The sequence below is a fragment of the Actinophytocola sp. genome (assembly GCF_035942955.1).
In the GTDB taxonomy this organism is placed as follows: Bacteria; Actinomycetota; Actinomycetes; order Mycobacteriales; family Pseudonocardiaceae; genus DASYTH01.
On sequence record NZ_DASZCQ010000217.1, the window covers coordinates 1 to 22,277 of the forward strand.

A 22,277-nucleotide genomic window follows, 5' to 3' on the forward strand; every position below is an offset into this window, starting at 1 on the left:
GGCCTGGGTTGGGTTGGGTGGGTGGTTGCGGGCCGGTGTGGGGGGTTGGGTGTTGTGGGTGGTTGGCTGACGACGCCTGCGGGCAGGGGCTCGTTCCTCGCCCCTGCCCTGGTCGTCGTGTGGCGGCCGCCCTCGCCAAAGATTGGTCGACCCCAGCGACACTTTCGAAACACGCCTTATTAGCCGCCGCAGCCGCAGGTGCCGCCGCAGCAGCCGCCGGCTGATGGTCGGGCGCCGCCCTCGGACCGGCCGCCGAGCGACACCATGGACAGCAGCTTCACCGTGTCATCGTGGCCGGAGGGACAGGTGGCGGGCGCGGAGGCCTCGGCCATCGGGCGCTTCACGTCGAACGTGTCGCCGCATGCCCGGCAGCGGAACTCGTAGGTCGGCACGACCTTATTGTGCCCGACGCGCCTGGAAGCGGAAGCGATGCGCGGCGGCACGCACCTCGACGTCGGTGAAGCCGGCCGCCCGCAGCCGGTCCGGCAGGGTCCGCGGGTCGACCGGCACGCATGTGTCGCCAAGGTGGATCACCCGCCACCGCAGGCTCGGCAGGCTGTCCATCCCCGCGAACACGCCGCCCGGCCGGACCACCCGGAACGCCTCGGCGAACAGCCGGTCCTGCAACTGCGGCGACGGCACGTGGTGCAGCATCGTGAAGCACACCGCCGCGCTGAACTCGTTGTCCGGCAGGGGCATCCGGGCGCCGTCGCCGTGCACCACGCGCACCGGGTCGGCGAACCGCCCGTCCAGGTAGCTGACCATGGCCGGATCCACCTCGAGCGCCGTCAGCCGCCCGGTTCGGCGGGCCAGCACCGCCGTGGTGACCCCGAAGCCGGGCCCGATCTCGAGCACGTCCGCCCCGAGGTCGACGCCGTGCAGCGCCCAGGGGAGCAGCTGGTCCTCGACCGCGCGGGCCCAGGACGCGGACCGGCACAGCCGGCGGTGGATCCAGTTCACGAGCGCGGGAAGGCGCGCGCGGCCGCCAGGAAGGCGTCGTTCTCCTCACGCAGCCCGATCGTGACCCGGCTGCCGGCGCCGGCGAACGAGCGGACCAGGACCTTGTGGTCGGCGCAGTGCTCGTTGAACGCCATGGTGCGCTCCCCGAGCGGCAGCCAGACGAAGTTGCCCTCCGACCCGGGCACCTCGTAGCCCAGCGCGAGCAGCTCGTCGCGGACCCGCCGGCGCTCGGCGACCACGGCCGCGCACCGCGCCCGCAGCTCGTCGGCGACGTCCAGCGAGGCCAGCGCGGCGGCCTGGGCGAGCCGGCTGACCGAGAACGGGATCGCGACCTTGCGCATGCCGGCGGCCACGTGCTCGGGCGCCACGCAGTAGCCGACCCGCGCCCCGGCAAGGCCGTACGCCTTGGAGAACGTGCGCAGCAGCGCCAGGTTGTCCCGCTCGTCGACCAGCCGCAGGCCGTCGGGCACCTCGGGATCGGTCACGAACTCCCGGTAGGCCTCGTCCAGCACCACCAGCACGTGGTCGGGCACCGCGTCCAGGAACCGCTCGAGCGCGGCGGCGTGCACGACGGTGCCGGTGGGGTTGTTCGGGTTGCAGACGAACACGATCCGGGTCGCCTCGGTGATCGCGGCCAGCAGGGCGCCGGTGTCCTGCACGTGGTCGGGGGTGAGCGGCACGCGCACGTCCCTGGCCCCGACGATCTGGGTGAGGATCGGGTACGCCTCGAACGAGCGCCACGGGAAGACCACCTCGTCGCCCGGCATGCACAGGGCCTGGATGAGCTGCTGGGTCAGGCTGACCGAGCCGGCGCCGATGGCGATCCGCCCGGCGTCCACGGCGAGCTCGCCGGCGAGCCGGGCCAGCAGATCGTCCGACGACCAGAGCGGGTACCGGTTGACCTCGCCGGCCGCCTCGGTGATCGCGGCGACGACCGAGTCGGGTGGCGGGGTCGCCACCTCGTTGCTGGACAGGACGACCGCGCCGGGGATCTTGCGTCCGGGCACGTAGTCGGGGATCCCGGCCAGGTCTGCGCGCACTGTGATGGCCATGTCCAGCATCATGCCATTGGCTGCGAATACGCTCTTGGGCGTGACCTCAGCACAACCGGTGCGCATCGGCGGCAACACGGCGCTGCCCGCCCGCCGCGAGCCGCTCACGCTGTCCACTTCGGACGGTCTACGGTTGGTCGGGGAGCTGGCCCTGCCCGCCGGCGCCGACCCGCGCGCGACGCTGGTCTGCCTGCACCCGCTGCCCACGCACGGCGGGATGATGGACTCCCACCTGATCCGCAAGGCCGCCTTCCGGTTGCCCGCGCTGGCCGGTCTCGCCGTGCTGCGGTTCAACACCAGGGGCACCGTCAGCGAGGCCGGGCGCAGCGACGGCCGGTTCTCCGAGGGGCGCGACGAGCGCCTCGACGTCGCCGCGGCGTTGGACCTCTGCCGGTCCCGCGGCCTGCCCGAGGTGTGGGTGGTGGGCTGGTCGTTCGGCTCCGAGCTGGCGCTGATGTACGGGCTCGACCCGCTCGTGCGGGGCGCGGTGCTGATCTCGCCGCCGCTCAGGCGCGCCCGGCCGGAGCACCTGCGGGCCTGGGGCGAGTCCGGCCGGCCCGTGGTCTGCCTGGTGCCCGAGCTGGACGACTTCCTGCGGCCGCCGGAGGCGCGCGAGCGGTTCGCCGCCGTCCCGCAGGCCAAGGTGATCGATTTCCCGGGCGCCAAGCACCTGTTCGTCGGCCAGGCCGACGAGGTGCTCGACGCGGTGGTGGCCGCGGTCGCGCCCGACCTGCCGACCCCGCTGCCGCGCACCTGGGCGGGGGAATACGAGACCCGCAAAGTCACCATCGTGGACGGCTGATGCACTTCTCAGACACCGGAACCGGCATCCCGCTGGTGCTGCTGCCGGCGTTTCCGTTCGACTCCCGGCTGTGGGACCGCGCCCGCACCGGGCTGGCCGAGTACGCCAGGGTGATCACGCCCGACCCGCGCGGCTTCGGCCGCACCCCGCTCGACGACGCCGAGCCCGATCTGGCCGTGGTCGCCGCCGACGTGGTGGCGCTGCTCGACCGGCTGTCCCTGGACCGGGTCGTGCTCGGCGGCTGCTCGATGGGCGGCTACGTGGCCATGGCCGTGCTGCGCCTGGCTCCGGAACGGGTCGGCGGGCTCGTGCTGATCGACACCAGGCCGGCCGCGGATGTCCAGCAGGCCAAGGAGAACCGGTACGCGATGGCCGAGCGGGCCGAGCGCGAGGGCGTCGCCGGCTGGCTGGCCGACCAGATGCTCCCGGTGCTGCTCGGCCCGACCACCCTCGAGCGCCGCCCGGACGTCGTCGACACCGTCCGGCGCCTCCTCGAGGAGGCCCCGCCCGCGTCGGTCGCCTGGGCCCAGCGCGCCATGGCCGCCCGCCCCGACTCCAGCGCCACCCTGCGCGAGGCCGGCGTCCCCGCGCTCATCCTGCACGGCGAGCAGGACGCCCTCATCCCGACCGAGGCCGCCGACGGCATGGCCGAGCTGCTCGGCACCGAGGCGGTGGTGCTCCCCGAGACCGGGCACCTGCCGCCGCTCGAGGTGCCCGCCGAGCTGACCGCGGCGGTCAGCGGTTTCCTACCCCTCGGGTTCGAGCGGTAGCCGCGGCACCCGCACCGCATCGGCGCGGCGCAGCACCGAGGCGCGCAGCCGAGCGTAGCCGCGCACCGACACCGGCCGGCGGTGGCGGATGACGTAGGACGGGTGGTCGGCGAGCGCGTCGGCCAGCTCGCGGTCGATCAGCACGGTGCCGGGGCGGGCGATCGAGGCCAGCCGGCTGGCCAGGTTGACGACCGAGCCGTAGACGTCGCCGAACCGGTTGAGCACCCGCCCGTAGGCCAGCCCGGCGCGCAGCAGCGGCAGCTCCGCCAGCTCCTCGGCCCGCTCCAGCAGGGTCAGCGCGATCTCCGCGCCCCGCTCCGGGCCGCCGGCCGTGAACAGCACCTCGTCTCCGATCATCTTCACGATCCGGCCGTGCGCCTCGGCGACCACCTCGGCGGTGACCGCGTCGAACCTGTCCACAACGGACACCAGCTCGGCCTCGCTGGAGCGCCGGGTGAACGCGGTGAAGCCGACCATGTCGGCGAACCCGACCACCTCGTGCCGCGCGTCGGTGTCGTCGCCCTGCGCCGCGAGCGCCCGGCCGGAGTACGCGGCCAGGTGCCGGCGCCAGGAGAACGACTGCAGCCGCTCGAGGTCGGGCACCAGCCGCTCGATGAACCGGCTCAGCGCCCGCTCGTCGGCGGCCAGCTCGGGGTCGGCGACCAGGATGTCGCGCAGCGTCTCCACCTGGGACTCGGCCAGCCGCCCCAGCTGCTGACCCATCACCCTGGCCAGCGCGCTGGCCTGCGCCGGGTCGGTGATGCCGGCCTGGATCAGCTCGTTGGCCGTGCGCAGCGCCGCCAGGTCGCCGTCGGTGAACACGACGGCGTCGTCCGGCACTGCGGCGAACCCCAGCGAGTGCCACAGCTCGGTGGCGCGCTCAAGCGGCACCCCGGACTTGGCGGCGACCTCGAGGCGGGTGTACCTCCGCTTGCCGCCGAGCAGGATCTCCTCGAGCCGCTGCGGGAGATCGGTCACGTGGTGTGCACGATGAGAACGTCCACCCGGGACTTGCGGGCCGCCTCCGACGGCACCGACCCGAGGATGCGCCCGGCCAGCGTGTTGAGCCCGCGGTTGCCGACCACCAGCAGGTCCGCCGCCCGCTCGGCGACCACCCTGGCCAGCGTCGGCACCGGCTCGCCGTCCACGACCACCGTGTCGACCTTGGTGGCGCCCGCGGCCCTTGCCCGCTCGCTGGCCGTGCGCACCGCCTCCTCGGCCGGCGTCGAGCCGACCACCTGGTAGGCGACGTCCTGGCCGAGCTGGTCCTGGACCCGGGCGAGGTCCTCGGCCCGTGCCGGGTGGTACGCGCTCACGATCACCAACGTGGCGCCGGTGTCCGCGGCGATCAGCGCGGCCCGGTCGACCGCGCGGAACGAGGAGTCCGAGCCGTCCGTGCCGACGACAATGGTCTGATATGCGGCCATTTTTCCTCCGCGTAGATCGCTACTGGCGAGTAATCTACCGCGCATGGATGCCGCCGACATGTTGGAAGTCGCCCGCGAGGAGGCCAGGGCCGGCCGCGCGGAGGGCGGCATCCCGATCGGCGCCGCGCTGTTCGGACCCGACGGCGAGCTGTGGGGCCGGGGCCGCAACCGCCGCGTGCAGGACGGCGACCCGTCCATGCACGGCGAGACGAGCGCGTTCCGCAACGCCGGGCGGCGGCGCGGCTACCGCGGCAGCACCATGGTCACCACGCTGTCACCGTGCTGGTACTGCAGCGGGTTGGTGCGCCAGTTCGGCATCTCCCGGGTGCTCATCGGCGAGGCCACCACGTTCTCCGGCGGCCACGACTGGCTCGCCGAGCACGGCGTCGAGATCACGATCATGGACGACCCGGAGTGCGTGGCGATGATGAACGCCTTCATCGCCGAGCACCCCGAACTCTGGTTCGAGGACATCGGAACGGACGGTTAGGGGTGCCCTAGCCCCTCGCGCGGCCGGGGGTGGGGCGGCGCACCCGGGGCTTGGTCGGCTCGTCGCCGTCGACGTCGGGTTCCCAGTGCTCCTTGGGCGGGCCGCCGACCGGCTTGATCGTCTTGGTGGGGGCGTCGGCCGTCTCGGTGGCCGGCTTGGGTGCGGGCGCCGGCACCTGCTTGGGCTCGGGCGCGTGCTCCTCGGGCAGCGGGTCGAGGGCCGGGGCGGCGTTCTCCAGGGCGAGGTGCGCGTCGGCCAGCAGTCCGCGCGCGGCGTGCAGCTGCTCGGCGAGCTTGGCGCGCAGCTGCCGCAGGGCGGTGACCCGCTGGGCCGCGTGGCTGATCCGCCGGTTGGCCTCCTCGGTGGCCTCGCGCACCCGGCGGTGCGCCTCCTCGGTCGCCTCCCGCACCCGCGCGGTCGCCTCTGTGATCGCCTCGTGCCGGCGCTTGGCCGCCTCCTCGGTGGCCTCCCGGACCCGGCGCTCGGCCTCGGCCTTGCTGGTGGCCTCCTGCTCGGCGAGCGCGCGCATGGACTCGGTGCGCCGCGCGGCCATGGCGATCTCGAAGTCCTCCTCGACCTGGGCGCGCCGCTGCTGGGCCTCGGCGTCGAGCCGGGTCCGCTCGTCCTCGGCCGCCCGACGGATCTTGTCCGCCTCGTCGCGGGCCTTCTCCAGCACGCCGCGGTGCTCGGCCTCCATCTCGGCCTTGCGCGCGTCCAGCTCGGCGAGCTGCTTCTCGTAGTTCTGCCGCAACGCGCCCGCGTCCGCCTCGGCCTTGGCCCGGATGTGCCCGGCCTCCGCCTCGGCCCTTGCCTTGGTCTCGCCCGCCTCGTCCTGGGCCAGCCGCAGCATCCGTTGTAGGCGCTCGCTCAACCCCTCGAGGGTGGTCGGCGGCAGCGAGAGCCGCTCAACCTGGCCGCGCAGCTCGTCGATCTGGCTCCGCGCGGCCTCCAGCTGCCGTGCCAGGTCGTCCGCCTGCGCCACGGCGTTGTCGCGATCGGCCGCCAGCAGGTCGAGCTGGTTCTGCACCTGTTCGAGATGCTCGTCGACCTGAAGTCGGTTGTAGCCTCGCTTCGCGACATCGAAGCCGGGCCCCAGCGGTACGAGATCGTGATCCGCGCCCAAAGCCATGTGCACTACGCTACCGCTCCCCGGCGCGGGCGAAACTCATACACCTCGGAATCGGTTGATCTGACCGAAAAGTCTGTTGCGCAGCTCATGATCACGCACGCCGAGTCCCTCGCGCGGCGCCAGGCACAGCACGCCGACCTTGCCCTGGTGCACGTTGCGGTGCACGTCGTGGGCGGCCTGCCCGGTCTGCGCCAACGGGTACACCTTGGACAGTGTGGGATGGATCTTGCCGCGGGCGATGAGCCGGTTGGCCTCCCAGGCTTCCCGGTAGTTGGCGAAGTGTGAGCCGATGATCCGCTTGAGGTGCATCCACAGGTAGCGGTTGTCGTAGCTGTGCAGGAAGCCACTGGTCGATGCGCAGGTGACGATCGTGCCGCCGCGCCGGGCCACGTACACGCTGGCGCCGAAGGTCTCCCGGCCGGGGTGCTCGAACACGATGTCCGGGTCGTCGCCACCGGTCAGCTCCCGGATCCGGGCCCCGAACCGCTTCCATTCGCGCGGATCCTGCGTGTGCTCGTCGGTCCAGAACCGGTAGTCCTCGGCCTTGCGGTCGATGATCAGCTCGGCGCCCATGCTCCGGCAGATCTCCGCCTTCTGCGGGCTGGACACCACGCACACCGGGGTGGCCCCACCGTTGAGGGCGAACTGCGTTGCGTAGGACCCGAGGCCCCCGGACGCGCCCCAGATCAGCACCACGTCACCCTGCTTCATGGCGGCGCCGTTGCGAGTGACGAGCTGGCGGTAGGCCGTGGAGTTGACCAGACCGGGGGCGGCCGCCTCCTCCCAGGTCAGGTGGGCCGGTTTGGGCATCAGCTGGTTGGCCTTGACCAGGGCCAGCTCGGCCAGCCCGCCGAAGTTGGTCTCGAAGCCCCAGATCCGCTGCTCGGGGTCGAGCATCGTGTCGTCGTGCCCGTCCGGGTGCTCCAGCTCCACCGACAGGCAGTGCGCGACCACCTCGTCTCCGGGCTGCCAGGCGTTGACCCCGACGCCGGTGCGCAGCACCACGCCGGCCAGGTCCGAGCCGACCACGTGGTAGGGCAGGTCGTGCCGCTTGGCCAGCGGCGAGGTCTTGCCGTAGCGCTGCAGGAAGCCGAACGTGGGCAGCGGCTCGAAGATCGACGTCCACACCGTGTTGTAGTTGATGGCGCTGGCCATCACCGCCACCAGCGCCTCGCCCGGCCCGACCTCCGGGGTGGCCACCTCGTCCAGGTGCAGCGACTTGCGCGGATCCTTGTCGGCCGGGTCCAGGCCCTCGAACATGTCGACCTCGTCGGCCCGCACGGTGATCCCGCGATAGCTCTCCGGCACCGGTAGGGCGCCGACCTCGGCCAGCTCGTCGGCCATGATCGCGTCGAGGATCTTCTGCATCACCAAGCGCCTCCGCGGTTAACGCCAGCTCACTCACACCTGACGTTACCGGCCGGTAACGGTACAGATCCAGGCCAGTGTGACGCGTCACCCAGTCGTTCTTGACCGGCCGGCCAACCAAGGCGCACACTCGAAGCGGCAGGGTTCATGACAGTTGGAGGTGGTTTGCCATGACACAGTCGTCGTCCGCGGTCCGCCCCTGGACCAGGCCACACGACTGGGCGGAGGTCGTTCTCGGCCTGGTCGCGCTGCTGTCGTTCCTGTGGATGGACACCAACGACGCCGCGCTGTGGACCATGATCATTCTCGGTGCGCTCATCGCGCTCGACGGGCTGTTCTCGCTCGCGATGCCGGGGATGGTCTACGGCGAGGCGGTCCAGATCGTGCTCGGCGTGCTCATGTTCATCTCCCCATGGGTGATGGGCTACACCGAGTTCTCCGGCATCTCCTGGACGTCCTGGATCATCGGCGTGCTCACCGTCATCGTGGGCGCCGTGGCGTACCCGGTGGCGCAGGCCGCGCACCGAGGCATGGCCGGTCAGCACTGACGGCACACTCCCACCGCAAGCACGTTGGCCCATAACGCTCGGCGAGTTACGTTATGGGCCTCGTGCCGTGGGTGAAGGGTGGTCCACGATGGTCCGGGTGCGGTCTCGGGGCGGTGCCGACGATCCCTCCGCGCGCGAGCGGATCCTCGCCGCCGCCGAGGAGTTGTTCGCCGAGTCCGGCTTCGACGCGACCCCGACGTCCCGGATCGCCAGCCGGGCCCGCGTGCCCAAGGGGCTGGTGCACTACTACTTCCCGCGCAAGGAAAACCTGCTCACCGCCCTGGTCGAGCGATTGCCGGACGAGCGGATCGAGCCGTCCCGGGTCGTGGTGCCCGGCGACGTCGCGGCCAGCCTGCGCCGCCTCGTCGCCGAGCTGGACGCCCGGATGCGGGCCTCGCGGCTGCTGTCGCACCTGCTGTGGCGCGAGGCCGACACGCACCGCGCCGTGCGGGAGGCGCTGCAGGAACGGTTTCGCCGGGTCGTCGATCAGGTCCGTGCGGTGATCTTGGCGACCGGCGCGGGTGGGTTGGCGGTCGCCGATGTGGACGCCGCGTCGGGGTTGCTGGCGCTGGCGGTCAGCTATCGCCATTCGGTGGCCCGCCACGAGGGTGGCAGTGGGGCAGGGGACGTCGACGACGACTGCATGGACCGCGAGGTCGACTTCATCGCCTGCGCGCTTGTTCGCTCGCCGGCTCCACAAGCTCGATGAGCACGCCGCCGGCGTCCTTGGGATGCACGAAGTTCGTCAGGCTGTTCTCGGTGCCCGGCTGAGGGTCCTCGAAGACCACGCGGAGTCCCTTGGCGCGCAAGGCATCGGTGGCCGCCTCGATGTCGGTGACCCGCACCGCGACCTGCTGCACGCCCGGTCCCCTGCGGTCGAGGAACTTGCCGATGGTGGTGTCCGGCGCGAGCGGCGCCAGTAGCTGCACGGCCGTGCCCGTGCCGTCGTCGCCGGGCGGGCGCATCATGGCCTCGCGCACGCCCTGGCCCTCGTTGGTCTCGACGTGGGTCAGCTCGAGACCCAGCACGTCCCGATAGAACGCGATCGCCTCGTCCAGGTCGGGCACCGCGATCCCGACGTGGTCGACGGCGGTCACGAACGGATTCAGGGCGTCGTTCATTCACCGAGGATAGGCCAGGTTTACCGATCAGTAGCATTCTCCTGTGCGGCCTCTCACACAGTGAGCTCGGTCGGGGCCCCGCACCCGGTATCGTCATCGTTAACGCCCGTTCGCATTGCCGTGGAGGCACCAAGTGTCCGGTTCCGTGATCCTGGCCGGGGCGCGTACCCCGATCGGCCGGCTGCTCGGCTCGCTCAAGGACTTCTCCGCCGCCCAGCTCGGCGGCGTCGCCATCAAGGCGGCGCTGGAGCGCGCCGGGGTGCGACCGGAGCAGGTGCAGTACACGATCATGGGCCAGGTGCTCACCGCGGGCGCCGGCCAGATCCCCGCCCGCCAGGCCGCGGTGGCCGCCGGCATCCCGATGGACGTCCCCGCGCTGACCATCAACAAGGTCTGCCTGTCCGGGCTCGACGCGATCGCGCTGGCCGACCAGCTGATCCGGGCGGGCGAGTTCGACCTCGTGGTCGCCGGCGGCCAGGAGTCGATGACGCAGGCGCCGCACCTGCTGCCCAAGTCGCGGTCCGGGTTCAAGTACGGCGACGTCTCGATGGTCGACCACATGGCCTACGACGGCCTGTTCTGCGCGTTCGACCAGGTGGCCATGGGCGCCTCCACGGAGAAGTACAACACCCGCTACGGCGTCACCCGCGCCGAGCAGGACGCGTTCGCGGCGGCCTCGCACCGGCGGGCGGCCGCGGCCATCGCCAACGGCGTGTTCGCCGAGGAGATCGCCCCGGTGACGATCCCGCAGCGCAAGGGCGAGCCGATCGTGTTCGACACCGACGAGGGCGTCCGCCCGGACACCACGCCGGAGGAGCTGGCCAAGCTGCGCGCCGCGTTCGCCGCCGACGGCACGATCACGGCCGGCTCGTCGTCGCAGATCTCTGACGGCGCGGCCGCGGTCGTGGTGGCGTCGAAGGCGAAGGCGCAAGAGCTCGGCCTGCCCTGGATCGCCGAGGTCGGCGCGCACGGCGTCGTGGCCGGGCCGGACGCCAGCCTGCACGAGCAGCCGTCCAACGCGATCAAGGCGGCGCTGGCCAGGGAGAACCTCAAGCCGGGCGACCTCGACCTCGTGGAGATCAACGAGGCGTTCGCCGCGGTGGGCGTGGTGTCCACCAAGGCGCTCGGGCTCGACCCGGAGAAGGTCAACGTCAACGGCGGCGCGATCGCCCTCGGCCACCCGATCGGGGCGTCCGGCGCTCGCCTGGTCGTGCACCTGAGCTACGAGCTGCGCCGGCGGGGCGGCGGCGTGGGCGTGGCCGCCCTGTGCGGCGGCGGCGGGCAGGGTGACGCCCTGATCATCCGCGTGCCGAAGGGCTGATGGTCGATCTTGCCGGGCTGGTCGACCGGGCGCGGGCCGGCGAGGCCCGCGCCGTCGCCCGGCTGATCTCCCTCGTCGAGGACGCCAGCCCGCGGCTGCGGGACGTCGCGGCGGCGCTCGCCCCGCACACCGGTCGCGCGCGGGTGCTCGGCCTTACCGGGCCGCCCGGGGTCGGCAAGTCGACCGTCACCTCGGCGTTGATCGCCGCGCTGCGCCGCAGGGGCCGGCGGATCGGCGTGCTGGCCATCGACCCGTCCTCGCCGTTCTCCGGCGGCGCGCTGCTCGGCGACCGGATCCGGATGCACGACCACACCACCGACCCGGACGTGTTCATCCGATCGATGGCCACCAGGGGCCACCTCGGCGGCCTGTCCCTGGCGACCCCGCAGGCGCTACGCGTGCTGGACGCGGCGGGCTACGACCTGGTCCTGGTCGAGACCGTCGGTGTTGGACAGTCCGAAGTGGACATCGTGTCGCTCGCCGACACCACGCTGGTGCTGCTCGCCCCCGGCATGGGCGACGGCATCCAGGCCGCCAAGGCCGGCATCCTCGAGGTGGCCGACGTGTTCGTGGTCAACAAGGCCGACCGCGACGGCGCCGACGCCACGGTCCGCGACCTCATCCACATGATCTCCCTCGGCCGCCGGGAGATCCCCGGCCCGCACTGGCGCCCCCGGGTCGTCCGCACCGTCGCCACCACCGGCGACGGCGTCGACGAGCTCGTGTCCGCCGTCGACGCCCACCACGACTGGCTGGTCTCCCACGGTGAGCTCGAGGCTCGCCGGACCCGCCGCGCGGCCGACGAGATCGAGGCCATCGCCCTGCGCACGCTCCGCGAGCGCCTCGGCCACGTCCGCGGCGACGAGACCCTCGACCGACTGTCCAAACAGGTCGTCGCCGGCGAGCTCGACCCCTACACCGCCGCCGACCGGTGGTGCGCCGGGCTGCGGCCGGACCCTTAGGTATTTCTGCCCCACCAAGGGAAACTGGGCCCGGTCACGGCTGTCGTAACCGAGTTTCACCAATGAGAATTGGTGTTATGAGCGGCACGTTGCATGTGCAGGCCGGCGTCTGGGGCAACCATGGCGGCAGCCGCGCGGTGCTGTGTATGGAAGGGGAGGCGGCGGACCGGGCCAACGGTGGCGGGGTGACGGTCGATGCGTTGTACCGGGCGGTGCTTGGGCGCGGGCTGCATCTGACGACCGATCTCGAGCATCTCGACCCGCGGCCGATTCCGGGCTGGTGGGTGTGGATCGACCCGGACGGCGCGGTGACCCTGGAGTGGCCGCGGTTCCGTCCGTTGCTCGAGCACGTCCCGCTGGATCTTCCCGGCGGCTGGCGCAGGGTCGCCGACGACGAGCATGCCGTGGTGGTGTTCGTCGGCTACGGGCTCGGGGAGCATCCGCTGCGCGAGCTCGAGCATGCGGCGCGGACGGGCGCACTGGCGTCCGGTGTGGTGCCAGTGCGCCCTGGCCCCCCGGGGAGTCAGCACTTGGTCTTGTAGAAGTACTTCTCGTTGGCGCTCATGTTCTCCTTGGTGATGGCGATCAGTGGCGCCTCGATGTTGCGCTTGACGTCCTTGCCGTCGAGCTTGGCGATGGCCTGCTTGACGCCCTCCTTGCCGATGGTGGCGGGGTCCTGGGCGATGAGGGCCTGGAACTCGCCGGCCTTGAGGCCCTCCACCTCGCTTGGGGAGGCGTCGAAGCCGATCAGGTTGACCGCGCCGATCTTGCCGGCGTTGCGCAGGCCGGTCGCCGCGCCCTCACCGGAGTTGAGGTTGGTGGCGAAGATGCCGATCAGGTCAGGTTTGGACGACAGCGCCGCGGTCACCTTGGACGCGGCCACGTCCGGCTCGTTCTGGGTGAACTCGACGCCGGCCGACTTGAGGTTGGGGTACTTCTTGAGCTCGTCCTCGAAGCCCTTGGCCCTTGCGTTGGTGGTCGAGGTGCCCGCCTTGGTGTCGAGCACGAGCACCGAGCCCGACTTGCCGTTGGCCAGCTTGGACATCGTCTCGGCGGCAAGGCGGCCGCCCTGCTCGTTGTTGGACGTGATGGTGGAGACGGCCACCGAGGTGTCCTTGAGCGCGGTGTCGACCTCCACCACGACCACGCCGAGGTTCTTGACCTGCTTGATCGGCTCGGTCATGGCCACGTCGTCGGTGGGCGCGATCAGCAGCGCGGCCGGCTTGGTGGCCGCAAGGCCGGTGACGATCGGCTCCTGCAGGGTCGCGTCGAACTGCTGCGGCGCGTTGGTCTGCAGCTCGTAGCCGGCGCCGCGGGCCTCTTCCTCGGCGCCGCACTGCATGGAGATGTAGAACGGCTCGTTCTGCACGCCCGGCACGAGGGCGAGCTTCTTGTTGCCGCCCTGGGCGCCGGTCTGACCCCCCTGGTTGGGTGCCTCCCCGACCTGCCCGGAGCCGCACGCGGCGAGCACCGTCGCGGCCGCCATGGCGGCGCCGAGCGCCAGCGCGCGTCGTGTTGTCACCATCTACCGACACCTCCGTTGGTGTTCATAGACTTTCGCATTTACAACTGACTCCGGGCCCGGCGCCGCTGCTGGTCGAACCACACGGCGGCGACCAGAACCGCGCCGACCGCGATCATCTGCCAGTAGTCCTGGACGTCGACGATGTTGAAGCCCTTCTTGAGCACGGCCGGGATGAACACCCCGATCACCGTGCCGAGCATGGTGCCGATCCCGCCGAACAGGCTGGTGCCGCCCATCACCACGGCGGCGATCGCGTTGAGGTTGTCCGTGGTGTGCGCGGCGATCCCGGTGGTGCTGTAGTACGCCAGCGACATGAACCCCGCGGCGCCGGCCAGGAAGCCGGTCAGCAGGTACACCTTGACCAGGTGCGCGGTCACGTTGATGCCGGCCCGGCGCGCGGCCTCGGCGTTGGAGCCGACCGCGAACGTGTAGCGGCCGAACCGGGTGGTGTGCAGCAGCCAGGCGGCGACGATCGTGATCACCGCGGCGACGATCACCAGGTTCGGGATCCCGCCGAACGACGTGCCCGAGCCCAGCGCCCGCTTCAGCGCGTTCGGCACGCTGCGGATGTCCGAGCCGTCGTTGATCAGGCTGGCCGCCCCGAGCGCGGCGCCGAGCGAGCCGAGCGTGACGATCAGCGGCGGGATCTTCGCCCTGGCGGTCAGCCAGCCGTTGACGAACCCCCAGAGCACGCCGGACGCCAGCGCCACGAGCAGCCCCACGGTGATCACACCCCAGCCGGCGTTGATGGCGCTGTCGTTGGGGGACAACGAGTTCATCACCTTCGCCGACACCATGCCGGAGAAGATCAGCACGGAGCCGACGGACAGGTCGATGCCGCCGGTAATGATCACGAAGGTCATGCCGACGGACAGCACCAGCAGCACCGCGGTCTCGATGGCCAGTCGCTGGAAGTTGAACACGGTGAGGAACGAGTCCGGCGCGAGCGCACCGAAGATCACGATCAGGGCCAGCAGCACCAGCGCGATCCAGAACGTGTTGGCTGTGTATATCTTGCGCGCTCCGCGCGCGTGAGCGGGCCTATGCGCGGTGTCTTCCCTCCTGCGCTGCTCGGTCGCTGGGTCCTCGCTCCCTGCGCTGCTCGTCGGTCCAGACACCGCCGGCCCGCTCATGCCGCATCCTCGTGGGTCAGGGCGCCGGTCATGGCGCCAACCAGGTCCTCCAGGGTCGCGTCGGCCGCCCGGAACCGGGCCACCCGGCGGCCCAGCCGCAGCACCTCGACCCGGTCGGACACCGCGAGCACCTCCGGCATGTTGTGGCTGATCAGCACGACGGCGATGCCCTCGTCGCGCACCCGGCGGATCACGTCGAGCACCCGCTCGCGCTGCACCACGCCAAGCGCCGCGGTCGGCTCGTCCATGAACACGACCTTGCTGGCCCACACCACCGACCTGGCCACGGCGACGCTCTGCCGCTGCCCGCCGGACAGCGAGCCGATCGGAACGTCCATGCTCTGCAGCGTGATGCCGAGCCGGTCGAACTCCTTGACCGCGCGCTGGCGCATCCGGGCCTTGTCGAGCATCCCGAGCATGCCGAGGATCCCCGGCCGGCGCAGCTCCCGGCCGAGGAACAGGTTCGCCGCCGGGTCCAGCTCCGGCGCGACGGCCAGATCCTGGTACACCGTCTCGATGCCGACGGTCCGCGCCTCGGTCGGGGAGTCGAAGTGCACGTCTCGGCCCTCGAACCGGATCAGGCCGGACGTCGGCTGCTCGGCGCCCACCATGCATTTGACCAAAGTGGACTTCCCGGCGCCGTTGTCCCCGATCAGAGCGACCACCTCGCCGGCCGTGGCGGAGAACGAGGCGCCGCGCAGCGCCTCGACCGAGCCGTAGTGCTTGACGATGTTCACGGCCTCGAGCACGACGTCGTCAGCCACCGGCGACCCCCGGCGGCGCGCAGCGGATCGCGACCAGCTCGCCGCCGATCGTCGTCGATCCGGCGGCGTACGGCACGACCACGGTGTCTCCCTTGGCCAGCGCCAGCATCTCACCGTCCCCCGTGGTCAGTTGGCCGGCGCCGGACAGGACGACCAGCACCGCGTAGCCGGGCTCGAGCTCCACCTCCGCCGAGCGGATGGCGAGCCGCTGCGCCCGGAAGAAACCCTCGGCGGCCGGGCCGAACAGGTCGACGACCTCGCCGCCGTCCGGCCGGCGCACCAGCTCGTCGAGCCGCCCGGCATAGCCCGACCGGTCGACGCAGCCGAGCGCGGCAGGGTAGCCGAGCCCGAGATGGCCGGCCGCCTCGCTGTCCAGGAAACCCTTCCACTCCAACATGATCGACAGGTCGGTCGGCTGCTGAAGCTCCACGATGAACACGCCGGCCCCGATCGCGTGCGGCACCCCGGCCGGCACGAACACCGCGTCCCCGGGCCGGACCGCGACCTCGTTCAGCGCGCCGAGCAGCGCGCCGGTGTCCTGCGCGGCGACCCAGTCGGCCACGGTGCCCTCGTCCCGGTCCTCTCGGAATCCGATGTGGACGGTGGGGCTCGGTCCGGTGGTGCCCACCACGATCCACGCCTCGGTCTTGCCGTAGCGGGAGTCCAGATGCGCCTTGGCGAAGCCGTCCGAGGGATGGCAGTGCACCGGCAGCCGCTGACCGGCGTCCAGCAGCTTCACCAGCAGCGCCGGATCCGCGCCGCGCCCAGGGCCCAGCCAGTGCTCCGGATCGGCGCGGACCGCGTCGCGCAGCCAGCGCCCGTCCGGCAGCGCGGACAGCCCGGCGACGGTCTCGCCGTACAGCGTGGTGCACGACGCGACCCAGTCCTCCGGCCCGTACTCGACGGGCTCGGTGCCGCGCAGCGCCGCGATCGCCGCGCCGCCGCGGTAGAACCGGGGTGGCTGGTTGGCCGGCAGCCGTATCGCTTTCATCCATCACCTCGCAAGCTCGGTAGCCGGCAGAACCCAGCCGAAAGTTCGCTCGTCCCACGGCGACGGGGCAGCGTCGAACGACTCGCTCCGCAAGATCCGCTCATGGGCCTACCTCTCCCGAACCGCGCGGCACGAGGCGCACCGGCAGCACGATTCGGCGTGGTGGTGTGGTGTCCCCGTCGAGGCGGGCGAACAGCAGCTCGGCCGCGGACTTGCCGAGCGTGCCGGGGTCCAGCGCGACCACGCTGACCGGCGGGTCGAGCAGGTCGGCCAGCTCGAAGTCGTCGAAGCCGACCAGCGCCGGCCGGCGCCTGATCCCCGCGATGGCGCGCAGCACGTGCACGGTGATTCGGTTGTTGCCGGTCAGCAGCGCGGTGGCCGGGTGGCGTCCGCCGAGGATGCGCCGCAGCGTCGCCGCCACGCTGGCCTCGGTGTGCGGCCCCATGGCCACGAACCGCTCCTCGTACGGGATACCGGCCTTCGCGCAGCCCTCCCGGAACCCGCGCAGCCGCTCGGTCGCGGTGAAGATGTCCGGCGCGTCGCCGAGGAAGGCCACCCGGCGGTGGCCGTGCGCGGCGAGGTGGACCACGGCCGCGGACGCGCCCTCGATGTTGTCCACCAGCACGGTGTCGGCCAGCACGTCGCCCGGCGGGCGGTCGACGAACACCACCGGGGTGCCCGAGGCGATCTCCGGCATCAGGTAGCCGTGCCGCAGCCCGGCCGGGACGACGATCAGGCCGTCCACCCGCCGGGCGCAGAACTCCAGCGCCAGCTCCCGCTCCCGCCCGGCGTCCTCGTCGGACGAGCCGGTGAGCACCTGCCGGCCGTAGCCTCGAGCCACCTCCTCCACCGCGCGGGTCAGCCCGGAGTAGAACGGGTTGGCCACGTCCTCGAGGACCAGGCCGATCGTGCCGGTCGAGGAGCCGCGGCGGAGGTTGAGCGCGCCCACGTTGCGCCGGAAGCCCAGCCGTTCGATCGCGGCAAGGACGCGTTCGGCCGTGTCGACGTGCACGCCCGGCTCGTCGTTGACGACCCGCGATACGGTCTTGATGCTGACCCCCGCCAGCCGGGCGACGTCGCTCATGGTCGCCCGGCGCACCCGGCCGCCCGCCCGGTTGGACAACGTTGTCATGATGCAGGCGATCCAACGCCCGGGCCCGCCGATTGTCAACCGGACAGGTTCTCCGGGCAGGGGTTGACCGCGTGGATCGGCCGCACCAGGGTGGGTCGGGCGGACAATCACCACCGACAAGGTTGTCAGGACGCGATCAGTGGAGCTCGCCATGTCCATGACCAGAAGAAGCATGCTCGGATTCCTCGGCGCCACCGGGTTGACCACCATGGCCGCCCCGGCCGCGCTGGCCGTCCCACCGTCACCGCCCGCGCCTCCGCCGGACGGCGCCGGCGCGCCGGCGCCGGCGCCGCTTGCCGAGGTCACCGCGCCGGTCGACTGGGCCGCCGTGGCCGCCGATGTGCGCAACGAGACCCGGTTCGCCTGGCGCAACTACGTGGCAAGGGCGTTCGGCCACGACCAGATCAAGCCGGTGTCCGGCGGCTTCGAGGAGTTCTTCGTGCCGGGCCGCCCGATGGGCCTGACCATCGTGGAGGCGCTCGACACGCTGTGGCTGATGGAGCTCGACGCCGAGCTGGAGCAGGGCCTGGCCTGGGTCCGCAACAACCTGTCGTTCGACGTCGACGCGCCGTTCCAGGTGTTCGAGACCAACATCAGGATGCTCGGCGGGCTGCTGTCGGCCTTCCACTGCGTCGGCGAGCGGCGCCTGCTCGACCTCGCGGTCGACCTCGGCGACCGCCTGCTCGTGGCGTTCACCAAGTCGCCGACCGGCATCCCGTACCGCTTCGTCAACCTGCGCACCGGCGCGGTCAGCAACCCGGAGACCAACCTGGCCGAGACCGGCACCTACATCACCGAGTTCGGGTTCCTCTCCCGGCTGACCGGCGACCGCCGCTACTACGACGCCGCCAAGCGCGCGTTCCAGGTCACCGTCGAGCGCCGGACCCGGCTGGACCTGCTCCCGTTCGCCATCCACGCCGAGACCGGGGCGTTCCTCAACCGCACGGCGACCATCGGGCCGCCGGCCGACTCGTTCTACGAGTACCTGTTCGACGGCTGGAAGCTGTTCGGCGACGCCGAGCTCAAGTCCTGGTACGACCTGCTGACCGCGGCGATCGTGCGGCGGCAGGCCGAGATCGTCGACGGCCGCCTGTGGTTCGCCCAGGTCGACGCGTTCAACGGCCGGGTGGTCAACCGCGGCCAGAGCGAGCTGGCGTCGTTCTACGCCGGCCTGCTGGGCGAGTCCGGCGACCTGCGCCGCGGCCGCGCCTACCACGACTCGTGGAACGCCGTGCAGAACCGGTACGGCGTGCTCCCCGAGGGCATCGACTACACGACGCTGGCCGCCACCAGCCGCGGCAACCAGCTCCGCCCCGAGTTCGCCGACTCCGCGTTCGCGCTGTGGCTGGCCACCCGCGACGAGCTGTTCCGCCACCGCGCCCTGACCCACTACCGGCAGATGAAGCTCACCTCGCGGGCCCGCTTCGGCTACACCATCCTCACCGACGTCACCACCACCCCCAAGACCCAGGGCGACTTCTGCCCCGGCTACTGGTGGTCCGAGCAGCTCAAGTACTACTGGCTCATCTTCGGCAACGCCCGCCGCTTCGACTACGCCGACAACTATCTGTCCACCGAGGGCAACATGTTCCGGGGCGCTCGACGGTGAACTGCTGCTAGGTTGCGCCGGTGAGCTACTCAGGGGGAGCGGCCGTCGTGGCCGAGGACGTGCGTAAGTCGTACGGGGATGTCCGGGCCGTCGACGGCGTGTCGTTCGCCGTGTCCGAAGGGGAGTTCTTCGGGATCCTCGGGCCGAACGGGGCGGGGAAGACGACGATCCTGGAGATCGTCGAGGGGTTGCGCGAGCCGGACTCGGGATCGGTGCGGTTGCTCGGCGAGTCGCCGTGGCCGCGCAAGCTTTCGCTGCTGCCCAGGATCGGGGTGCAGCTGCAGGCGTCGTCGTTCTTCGAGAAGCTGACCGCGCGCGAGCAGTTGGAGACGTTCGGCTCGCTGTACGGGGTCGGCGCGGCGACCGCGCACGAGATGCTCGAGCTGGTCGGGCTGGCCGACAAGGCGGACACACGGGAGGACCGGCTGTCCGGCGGGCAGCGGCAGCGGCTGTCGATCGCCTGCGCGCTGGTGCACGACCCGGACGTGGTGTTCCTCGACGAGCCGACGGCGGCGCTGGATCCGCAGGCCCGGCGGAACCTGTGGGACGTGTTGCGGGCCATTCAACAGCGCGGCAAGACGATCGTGTACACCACGCACTACCTGGACGAAGCGGAGATTCTCTGCGACCGGGTGGCGATCATGGATCACGGCCGGATCCTCGCGCTGGACGCGCCGGCCACGCTGGTGCGCGGGCTGGAGGCGCCGACGAGGGTGCTGCTGGAGCGGGGCGCGCTGCCGCCGGACACCGCCAGGGAGCTGCCCGGCGCGGACGAGGTGGTCACCGACGAGGTGTCGCTGACGATCTCCACCCGCGAGCCGGGCAAGGTGCTGTCCGCGCTGGCCGAGCTGGGCAGCCTGGACGGCCTGCAGGTGCGCACCGCCACCCTCGAGGACGTCTTCCTGCAGCTGACCGGACGGGAGTACCGGGCATGACCGCGTTCAAGAGCCTGTCGGTGGCCATGCTCAAGGGGTTCTACCGGGACAAGGTCACGCTGTTCTTCACGTTTCTGTTCCCGTTGATGTTCCTCGTGGTGTTCGGGCTGATCTTCCGGGACGCCGGCAGCGAGCCGATCAAGATCGCCGCGGTCGGCGACGGCGTGGTGCTCACCACGCTCGAGCAGACCGGCGCGGTCGAGCTGGAGCGCCTCGCCGACCTGGACACGGCCGTGCGGAAGGTGCGCGACGGTGACCTGCCCGCGATGGTCGCCGAGCAGGGCAACACGATCACCCTGCGGTTCGCGGCGAGCGACCAGACCGCGGCGGGCACCGTGCGCGGGATCGTGGAGGGTGTCGTCGGCCGCATCAACCAGGCCGCGACCGGGCAGCCGCCGCGCTTCGACGTGCAGGCCGCGCAGGTGGAGGACTCCTCGCTCGAGCCGATCCAGTTCATCACGCCGGGGATCATGTCCTGGGGCGTCGCCGTCACCGCGGTGTTCGGCGCGGCGCTGACCCTGGTGAGCTGGCGCCGCAAGCAGGTGCTGCGGCGGATCCGGCTGGCGCCGGTGGCCGTCGGGTCGGTGCTCAGCGCCCGGATCGTGGTGACGATCGGGGTGGCCATCCTGCAGGCCCTGATCTTCATCGGGATCGGCCTGCTCCCCCTCTTCGGGCTGAAGCTGACCGGCACCTGGTGGCTGGCGATCCCGGTGTTCCTGCTGGGCATCCTGGCGTTCTTCGCGATCGGCATGCTGGTCGGCGCGTTCGCCAAGACCGAGGAGGCGGCCACCGCGGCGGCCAACATCGTGGTGCTGCCGATGGCGTTCCTTTCCGGCACGTTCTTCCCGATCGACGCGGCGCCCGCGTGGCTGCAGAACGTGTCGAAGGTGTTCCCGCTGCGGCACATGAACGACGGGATCATGGACTTCCTGGTGCGCGGCAAGGCGGCCGGCGCGCTGCTGGTGCCCTGCCTGGTCCTGGTCGGCTTCACGCTGGTGCTCGGTGTGATCGCGGCCAGGGTGTTCCAGTGGGACGACAAGTAGCTAGTCGCTCGGGAGATACGCGCGCAGACGGGCAAGCTCCTGGTATTCGGGATTGTTTTCCTCGTGGGCGTCGAGGATTCGTTTCACGTAGGCGCGGAAACTTGGCTTGTGCCACGCGACGGCGAGGTCCTCGCGCAGCGACTTCGCCGTTTCTTCGTCCGGCGTGGCGCCGGCGTCGATCAGACCGGCACGCGCCCTTGCCCGGGTGAACTCGAACCAGTCGTAGCGGGTCGGCGCGCCGCGCAGCTCGACCGCCTTGTCCGATGCGGCGAGTGCCGCGGAGTAATCCCCGATGTCGGCGAGCGCGGCGGCGAGCTCGGCCTGGTACACGTACCGGTCGGGAGCCACCTCGACCAACGCCTGGAATACCGGAATGGTTCTGCGGATGGTGGGCTGATCGGTCAACGCCGACCGCCGTGCTCGTTTGGCGGTCTGGAAGGCTTGGTCACGCTGCGCCGAGTCGGCATTGTCCAGCAGCTCTTTCAACGACGCGTGCTCGGGCTCGGGTGCCCGTGGATCGAGCTGGTCGTCGAGCACGGCGAACAGCTCGCGCAGGGTCTCCTGGTCCTGCTGGACCTGCTGCACTTCCGCCCTGACCGGTTCCACCGCGCGCCGCACCTCGTGCCGGACGAACGAGGTGAACCCCGGAGCGAACACGGTGAACAGCTTGAACAACCAGGTCCGGGTGCCGATATAGCCGATCATGAACCCGCCCACGCTCGGCAGCACGAGCAGCGAGCCCGCGATGACCTTGGCCTCGGGGGCGGGTTCGAACGCGGTGGACACATTGCCGATCAATTTGCCCACCGCGGAACCGATGGTGCCGAGTTGGACGAGACCGACGCCGACCAGGATTTTGGTCAACCAGTCGGAGATCTGCTCCAGATTCGTGTTCGGGCTCACCGGCTCCGAGTCCGTATCCGCGGGATCCCGGTTGGCCTGCAGGCTCCTGGGAATTCCGAACAGAAAGCCGAGCAGACCGCCGCTCACCATTGCCGCCATTGCGACGAGCATGGCGACGCCGAACGCGGCGGTTGCTCGAATAGTGATGGTGAGTACGGCGAGGATGACCAGCAGGGCGACGAAACCGATGAGGAACACCGCTTGGTGCAGCAGCGAGCGTGTCCGTTCCTCGTCGATATCCACCGAGCGATCCCGGCCCGCTTGGTTGCTACCCAAGGCTGCCTCCAGGGAC

25 protein-coding genes are annotated in these 22,277 nt (G+C 71.3%); 11 read left to right on the forward strand and 14 right to left on the reverse strand.

The features are described 5' to 3' along the window. Positions 1-179 precede the first annotated feature (179 nt). Genes VGX25_RS21905 through hisC form a run of 3 tightly spaced genes read right to left on the reverse strand, consistent with a single transcriptional unit; the run spans position 180 to position 2,012 of the window. On the reverse strand, positions 180-392 hold the full coding sequence (locus VGX25_RS21905; RefSeq protein ID WP_326919735.1) for a zinc ribbon domain-containing protein: 213 nt from the start codon (positions 390-392) through the stop codon (positions 180-182). A 4-nt stretch (positions 393-396) separates the two neighbouring features. Beyond that, on the reverse strand, positions 397-960 hold the full coding sequence (locus VGX25_RS21910; RefSeq protein WP_326919736.1) for a class I SAM-dependent methyltransferase: 564 nt from the start codon (positions 958-960) through the stop codon (positions 397-399). After that, positions 957-2,012 (reverse strand): histidinol-phosphate transaminase, encoded by a 1,056-nt coding sequence (gene hisC, locus VGX25_RS21915; protein ID WP_326919737.1) that lies wholly within the window; start codon positions 2,010-2,012, stop codon positions 957-959. The genes VGX25_RS21910 and hisC overlap by 4 nt, the downstream gene beginning before the upstream one ends. 40 nt (positions 2,013-2,052) lie before the next feature. Here hisC and VGX25_RS21920 point away from each other — a divergent pair, with 40 nt between their 5' ends. Further along, positions 2,053-2,814: an alpha/beta hydrolase gene (locus tag VGX25_RS21920; protein ID WP_326919738.1), complete on the forward strand. Its 762-nt coding sequence runs from the start codon at positions 2,053-2,055 to the stop codon at positions 2,812-2,814. Then, positions 2,814-3,584 (forward strand): alpha/beta hydrolase, encoded by a 771-nt coding sequence (locus VGX25_RS21925; RefSeq protein ID WP_326919739.1) that lies wholly within the window; start codon positions 2,814-2,816, stop codon positions 3,582-3,584. The genes VGX25_RS21920 and VGX25_RS21925 overlap by 1 nt, the downstream gene beginning before the upstream one ends. Here the strand turns inward: VGX25_RS21925 and VGX25_RS21930 are convergent. Both VGX25_RS21930 and VGX25_RS21935 read right to left on the reverse strand, forming a co-directional pair. Continuing rightward, entirely contained in the window at positions 3,561-4,562 is a 1,002-nt protein-coding gene (locus tag VGX25_RS21930; RefSeq protein ID WP_326919740.1) for an adenylate/guanylate cyclase domain-containing protein, read from the reverse strand. The two genes, VGX25_RS21925 and VGX25_RS21930, sit on opposite strands and share 24 nt — an antisense overlap. Beyond that, the gene (locus VGX25_RS21935; protein ID WP_326919741.1) at positions 4,559-5,011 is read right to left on the reverse strand and encodes a universal stress protein; all 453 of its coding nucleotides are present in this window, start codon (positions 5,009-5,011) and stop codon (positions 4,559-4,561) included. The genes VGX25_RS21930 and VGX25_RS21935 overlap by 4 nt, the downstream gene beginning before the upstream one ends. A 43-nt stretch (positions 5,012-5,054) precedes the next feature. Between VGX25_RS21935 and VGX25_RS21940 the strand changes: the two genes are divergently transcribed. After that, positions 5,055-5,501 (forward strand): nucleoside deaminase, encoded by a 447-nt coding sequence (locus VGX25_RS21940; RefSeq protein WP_326919742.1) that lies wholly within the window; start codon positions 5,055-5,057, stop codon positions 5,499-5,501. Between the two features lie 7 nt (positions 5,502-5,508). On the opposite strand, the gene VGX25_RS21945 is transcribed toward VGX25_RS21940, so the two are convergent. After that, a complete protein-coding gene (locus VGX25_RS21945) occupies positions 5,509-6,630 on the reverse strand; it encodes a chromosome segregation protein (RefSeq protein ID WP_326919743.1) in 1,122 nt (373 codons plus the stop codon). A 36-nt stretch (positions 6,631-6,666) separates the two neighbouring features. Next, positions 6,667-7,998, reverse strand: coding sequence for a crotonyl-CoA carboxylase/reductase (gene ccrA, locus VGX25_RS21950; protein WP_326919828.1), 1,332 nt, complete (start codon positions 7,996-7,998; stop codon positions 6,667-6,669). A 170-nt stretch (positions 7,999-8,168) separates the two neighbouring features. On the opposite strand from ccrA, the gene VGX25_RS21955 reads away from it, so the two are divergent. Next, positions 8,169-8,546, forward strand: a complete 378-nt coding sequence (locus VGX25_RS21955) for an SPW repeat protein (protein ID WP_326919744.1) — start codon at positions 8,169-8,171, stop codon at positions 8,544-8,546. A gap of 97 nt (positions 8,547-8,643) precedes the next feature. Continuing rightward, positions 8,644-9,255, forward strand: coding sequence for a TetR/AcrR family transcriptional regulator (locus VGX25_RS21960; RefSeq protein WP_326919745.1), 612 nt, complete (start codon positions 8,644-8,646; stop codon positions 9,253-9,255). Here the strand turns inward: VGX25_RS21960 and mce are convergent. Then, complete coding sequence (gene mce / locus VGX25_RS21965) at positions 9,209-9,667, reverse strand: methylmalonyl-CoA epimerase (RefSeq protein ID WP_326919746.1); 459 nt, start codon at positions 9,665-9,667, stop codon at positions 9,209-9,211. The genes VGX25_RS21960 and mce overlap by 47 nt on opposite strands. A gap of 133 nt (positions 9,668-9,800) precedes the next feature. Here mce and VGX25_RS21970 point away from each other — a divergent pair, with 133 nt between their 5' ends. The 3 genes from VGX25_RS21970 (at position 9,801) to VGX25_RS21980 (ending at position 12,492) form a co-directional block, all read left to right on the forward strand. Next, positions 9,801-10,988, forward strand: coding sequence for an acetyl-CoA C-acetyltransferase (locus VGX25_RS21970; protein WP_326919747.1), 1,188 nt, complete (start codon positions 9,801-9,803; stop codon positions 10,986-10,988). Continuing rightward, positions 10,988-11,950, forward strand: a complete 963-nt coding sequence (gene meaB / locus VGX25_RS21975; RefSeq protein WP_326919748.1) for a methylmalonyl Co-A mutase-associated GTPase MeaB — start codon at positions 10,988-10,990, stop codon at positions 11,948-11,950. The genes VGX25_RS21970 and meaB overlap by 1 nt, the downstream gene beginning before the upstream one ends. A 77-nt stretch (positions 11,951-12,027) precedes the next feature. Beyond that, on the forward strand, positions 12,028-12,492 hold the full coding sequence (locus VGX25_RS21980) for a hypothetical protein (protein WP_326919749.1): 465 nt from the start codon (positions 12,028-12,030) through the stop codon (positions 12,490-12,492). Here the strand turns inward: VGX25_RS21980 and VGX25_RS21985 are convergent. From VGX25_RS21985 to VGX25_RS22005, 5 genes are all read right to left on the reverse strand, one after another. After that, on the reverse strand, positions 12,474-13,475 hold the full coding sequence (locus VGX25_RS21985; RefSeq protein ID WP_326919750.1) for an ABC transporter substrate-binding protein: 1,002 nt from the start codon (positions 13,473-13,475) through the stop codon (positions 12,474-12,476). The genes VGX25_RS21980 and VGX25_RS21985 overlap by 19 nt on opposite strands. Before the next feature lie 38 nt (positions 13,476-13,513). After that, positions 13,514-14,608: an ABC transporter permease gene (locus tag VGX25_RS21990; RefSeq protein WP_414635910.1), complete on the reverse strand. Its 1,095-nt coding sequence runs from the start codon at positions 14,606-14,608 to the stop codon at positions 13,514-13,516. After that, entirely contained in the window at positions 14,605-15,372 is a 768-nt protein-coding gene (locus VGX25_RS21995) for an ATP-binding cassette domain-containing protein (protein WP_326919751.1), read from the reverse strand. Before VGX25_RS21995 ends, VGX25_RS21990 begins: the two co-directional genes overlap by 4 nt. Then, complete coding sequence (locus VGX25_RS22000; protein WP_326919752.1) at positions 15,365-16,363, reverse strand: class I mannose-6-phosphate isomerase; 999 nt, start codon at positions 16,361-16,363, stop codon at positions 15,365-15,367. The genes VGX25_RS21995 and VGX25_RS22000 overlap by 8 nt, the downstream gene beginning before the upstream one ends. A gap of 100 nt (positions 16,364-16,463) precedes the next feature. After that, positions 16,464-17,447, reverse strand: coding sequence for a LacI family DNA-binding transcriptional regulator (locus VGX25_RS22005; protein ID WP_326919830.1), 984 nt, complete (start codon positions 17,445-17,447; stop codon positions 16,464-16,466). Between the two features lie 205 nt (positions 17,448-17,652). On the opposite strand from VGX25_RS22005, the gene VGX25_RS22010 reads away from it, so the two are divergent. From VGX25_RS22010 to VGX25_RS22020, 3 genes are read left to right on the forward strand one after another with little or no spacing between them, the layout of a single operon-like run. Continuing rightward, the gene (locus VGX25_RS22010) at positions 17,653-19,104 is read left to right on the forward strand and encodes a glycoside hydrolase family 47 protein (RefSeq protein ID WP_326919753.1); all 1,452 of its coding nucleotides are present in this window, start codon (positions 17,653-17,655) and stop codon (positions 19,102-19,104) included. Positions 19,105-19,124: 20 nt separating this feature from the next. After that, positions 19,125-20,039 carry an ABC transporter ATP-binding protein gene (locus VGX25_RS22015; RefSeq protein ID WP_326919754.1) on the forward strand — a complete coding sequence of 305 codons (915 nt, stop codon included), beginning with the start codon at positions 19,125-19,127 and terminating at the stop codon, positions 20,037-20,039. Beyond that, on the forward strand, positions 20,036-21,082 hold the full coding sequence (locus VGX25_RS22020) for an ABC transporter permease (protein ID WP_326919755.1): 1,047 nt from the start codon (positions 20,036-20,038) through the stop codon (positions 21,080-21,082). The genes VGX25_RS22015 and VGX25_RS22020 overlap by 4 nt, the downstream gene beginning before the upstream one ends. On the opposite strand, the gene VGX25_RS22025 is transcribed toward VGX25_RS22020, so the two are convergent. Then, positions 21,083-22,228 carry a hypothetical protein gene (locus tag VGX25_RS22025; protein ID WP_326919756.1) on the reverse strand — a complete coding sequence of 382 codons (1,146 nt, stop codon included), beginning with the start codon at positions 22,226-22,228 and terminating at the stop codon, positions 21,083-21,085. Between the last annotated feature and the right edge of the window lie 49 nt (positions 22,229-22,277).

What these genes read in the sequence shown, in the direction of transcription:
- VGX25_RS22020 (WP_326919755.1), top strand. Translation starts at nt 20,036, where the DNA reads ATGACCGCGTTCAAGAGCCTGTCGGTGGCCATGCTCAAGGGGTTCTAC.
- mce (WP_326919746.1), bottom strand. Translation starts at nt 9,667, where the DNA reads ATGAACGACGCCCTGAATCCGTTCGTGACCGCCGTCGACCACGTCGGG.
- VGX25_RS22005 (WP_326919830.1), bottom strand. Translation starts at nt 17,447, where the DNA reads ATGAGCGACGTCGCCCGGCTGGCGGGGGTCAGCATCAAGACCGTATCG.
- hisC (WP_326919737.1), bottom strand. Translation starts at nt 2,012, where the DNA reads ATGGCCATCACAGTGCGCGCAGACCTGGCCGGGATCCCCGACTACGTG.
- VGX25_RS21935 (WP_326919741.1), bottom strand. Translation starts at nt 5,011, where the DNA reads ATGGCCGCATATCAGACCATTGTCGTCGGCACGGACGGCTCGGACTCC.
- VGX25_RS21990 (WP_414635910.1), bottom strand. Translation starts at nt 14,608, where the DNA reads ATGAGCGGGCCGGCGGTGTCTGGACCGACGAGCAGCGCAGGGAGCGAG.
- VGX25_RS21940 (WP_326919742.1), top strand. Translation starts at nt 5,055, where the DNA reads ATGGATGCCGCCGACATGTTGGAAGTCGCCCGCGAGGAGGCCAGGGCC.
- VGX25_RS21980 (WP_326919749.1), top strand. Translation starts at nt 12,028, where the DNA reads ATGAGCGGCACGTTGCATGTGCAGGCCGGCGTCTGGGGCAACCATGGC.
- VGX25_RS21945 (WP_326919743.1), bottom strand. Translation starts at nt 6,630, where the DNA reads ATGGCTTTGGGCGCGGATCACGATCTCGTACCGCTGGGGCCCGGCTTC.
- VGX25_RS21985 (WP_326919750.1), bottom strand. Translation starts at nt 13,475, where the DNA reads ATGGTGACAACACGACGCGCGCTGGCGCTCGGCGCCGCCATGGCGGCC.
- VGX25_RS21925 (WP_326919739.1), top strand. Translation starts at nt 2,814, where the DNA reads ATGCACTTCTCAGACACCGGAACCGGCATCCCGCTGGTGCTGCTGCCG.
- VGX25_RS22000 (WP_326919752.1), bottom strand. Translation starts at nt 16,363, where the DNA reads ATGAAAGCGATACGGCTGCCGGCCAACCAGCCACCCCGGTTCTACCGC.
- ccrA (WP_326919828.1), bottom strand. Translation starts at nt 7,998, where the DNA reads ATGCAGAAGATCCTCGACGCGATCATGGCCGACGAGCTGGCCGAGGTC.
- VGX25_RS22010 (WP_326919753.1), top strand. Translation starts at nt 17,653, where the DNA reads ATGACCAGAAGAAGCATGCTCGGATTCCTCGGCGCCACCGGGTTGACC.
- VGX25_RS21955 (WP_326919744.1), top strand. Translation starts at nt 8,169, where the DNA reads ATGACACAGTCGTCGTCCGCGGTCCGCCCCTGGACCAGGCCACACGAC.
- meaB (WP_326919748.1), top strand. Translation starts at nt 10,988, where the DNA reads ATGGTCGATCTTGCCGGGCTGGTCGACCGGGCGCGGGCCGGCGAGGCC.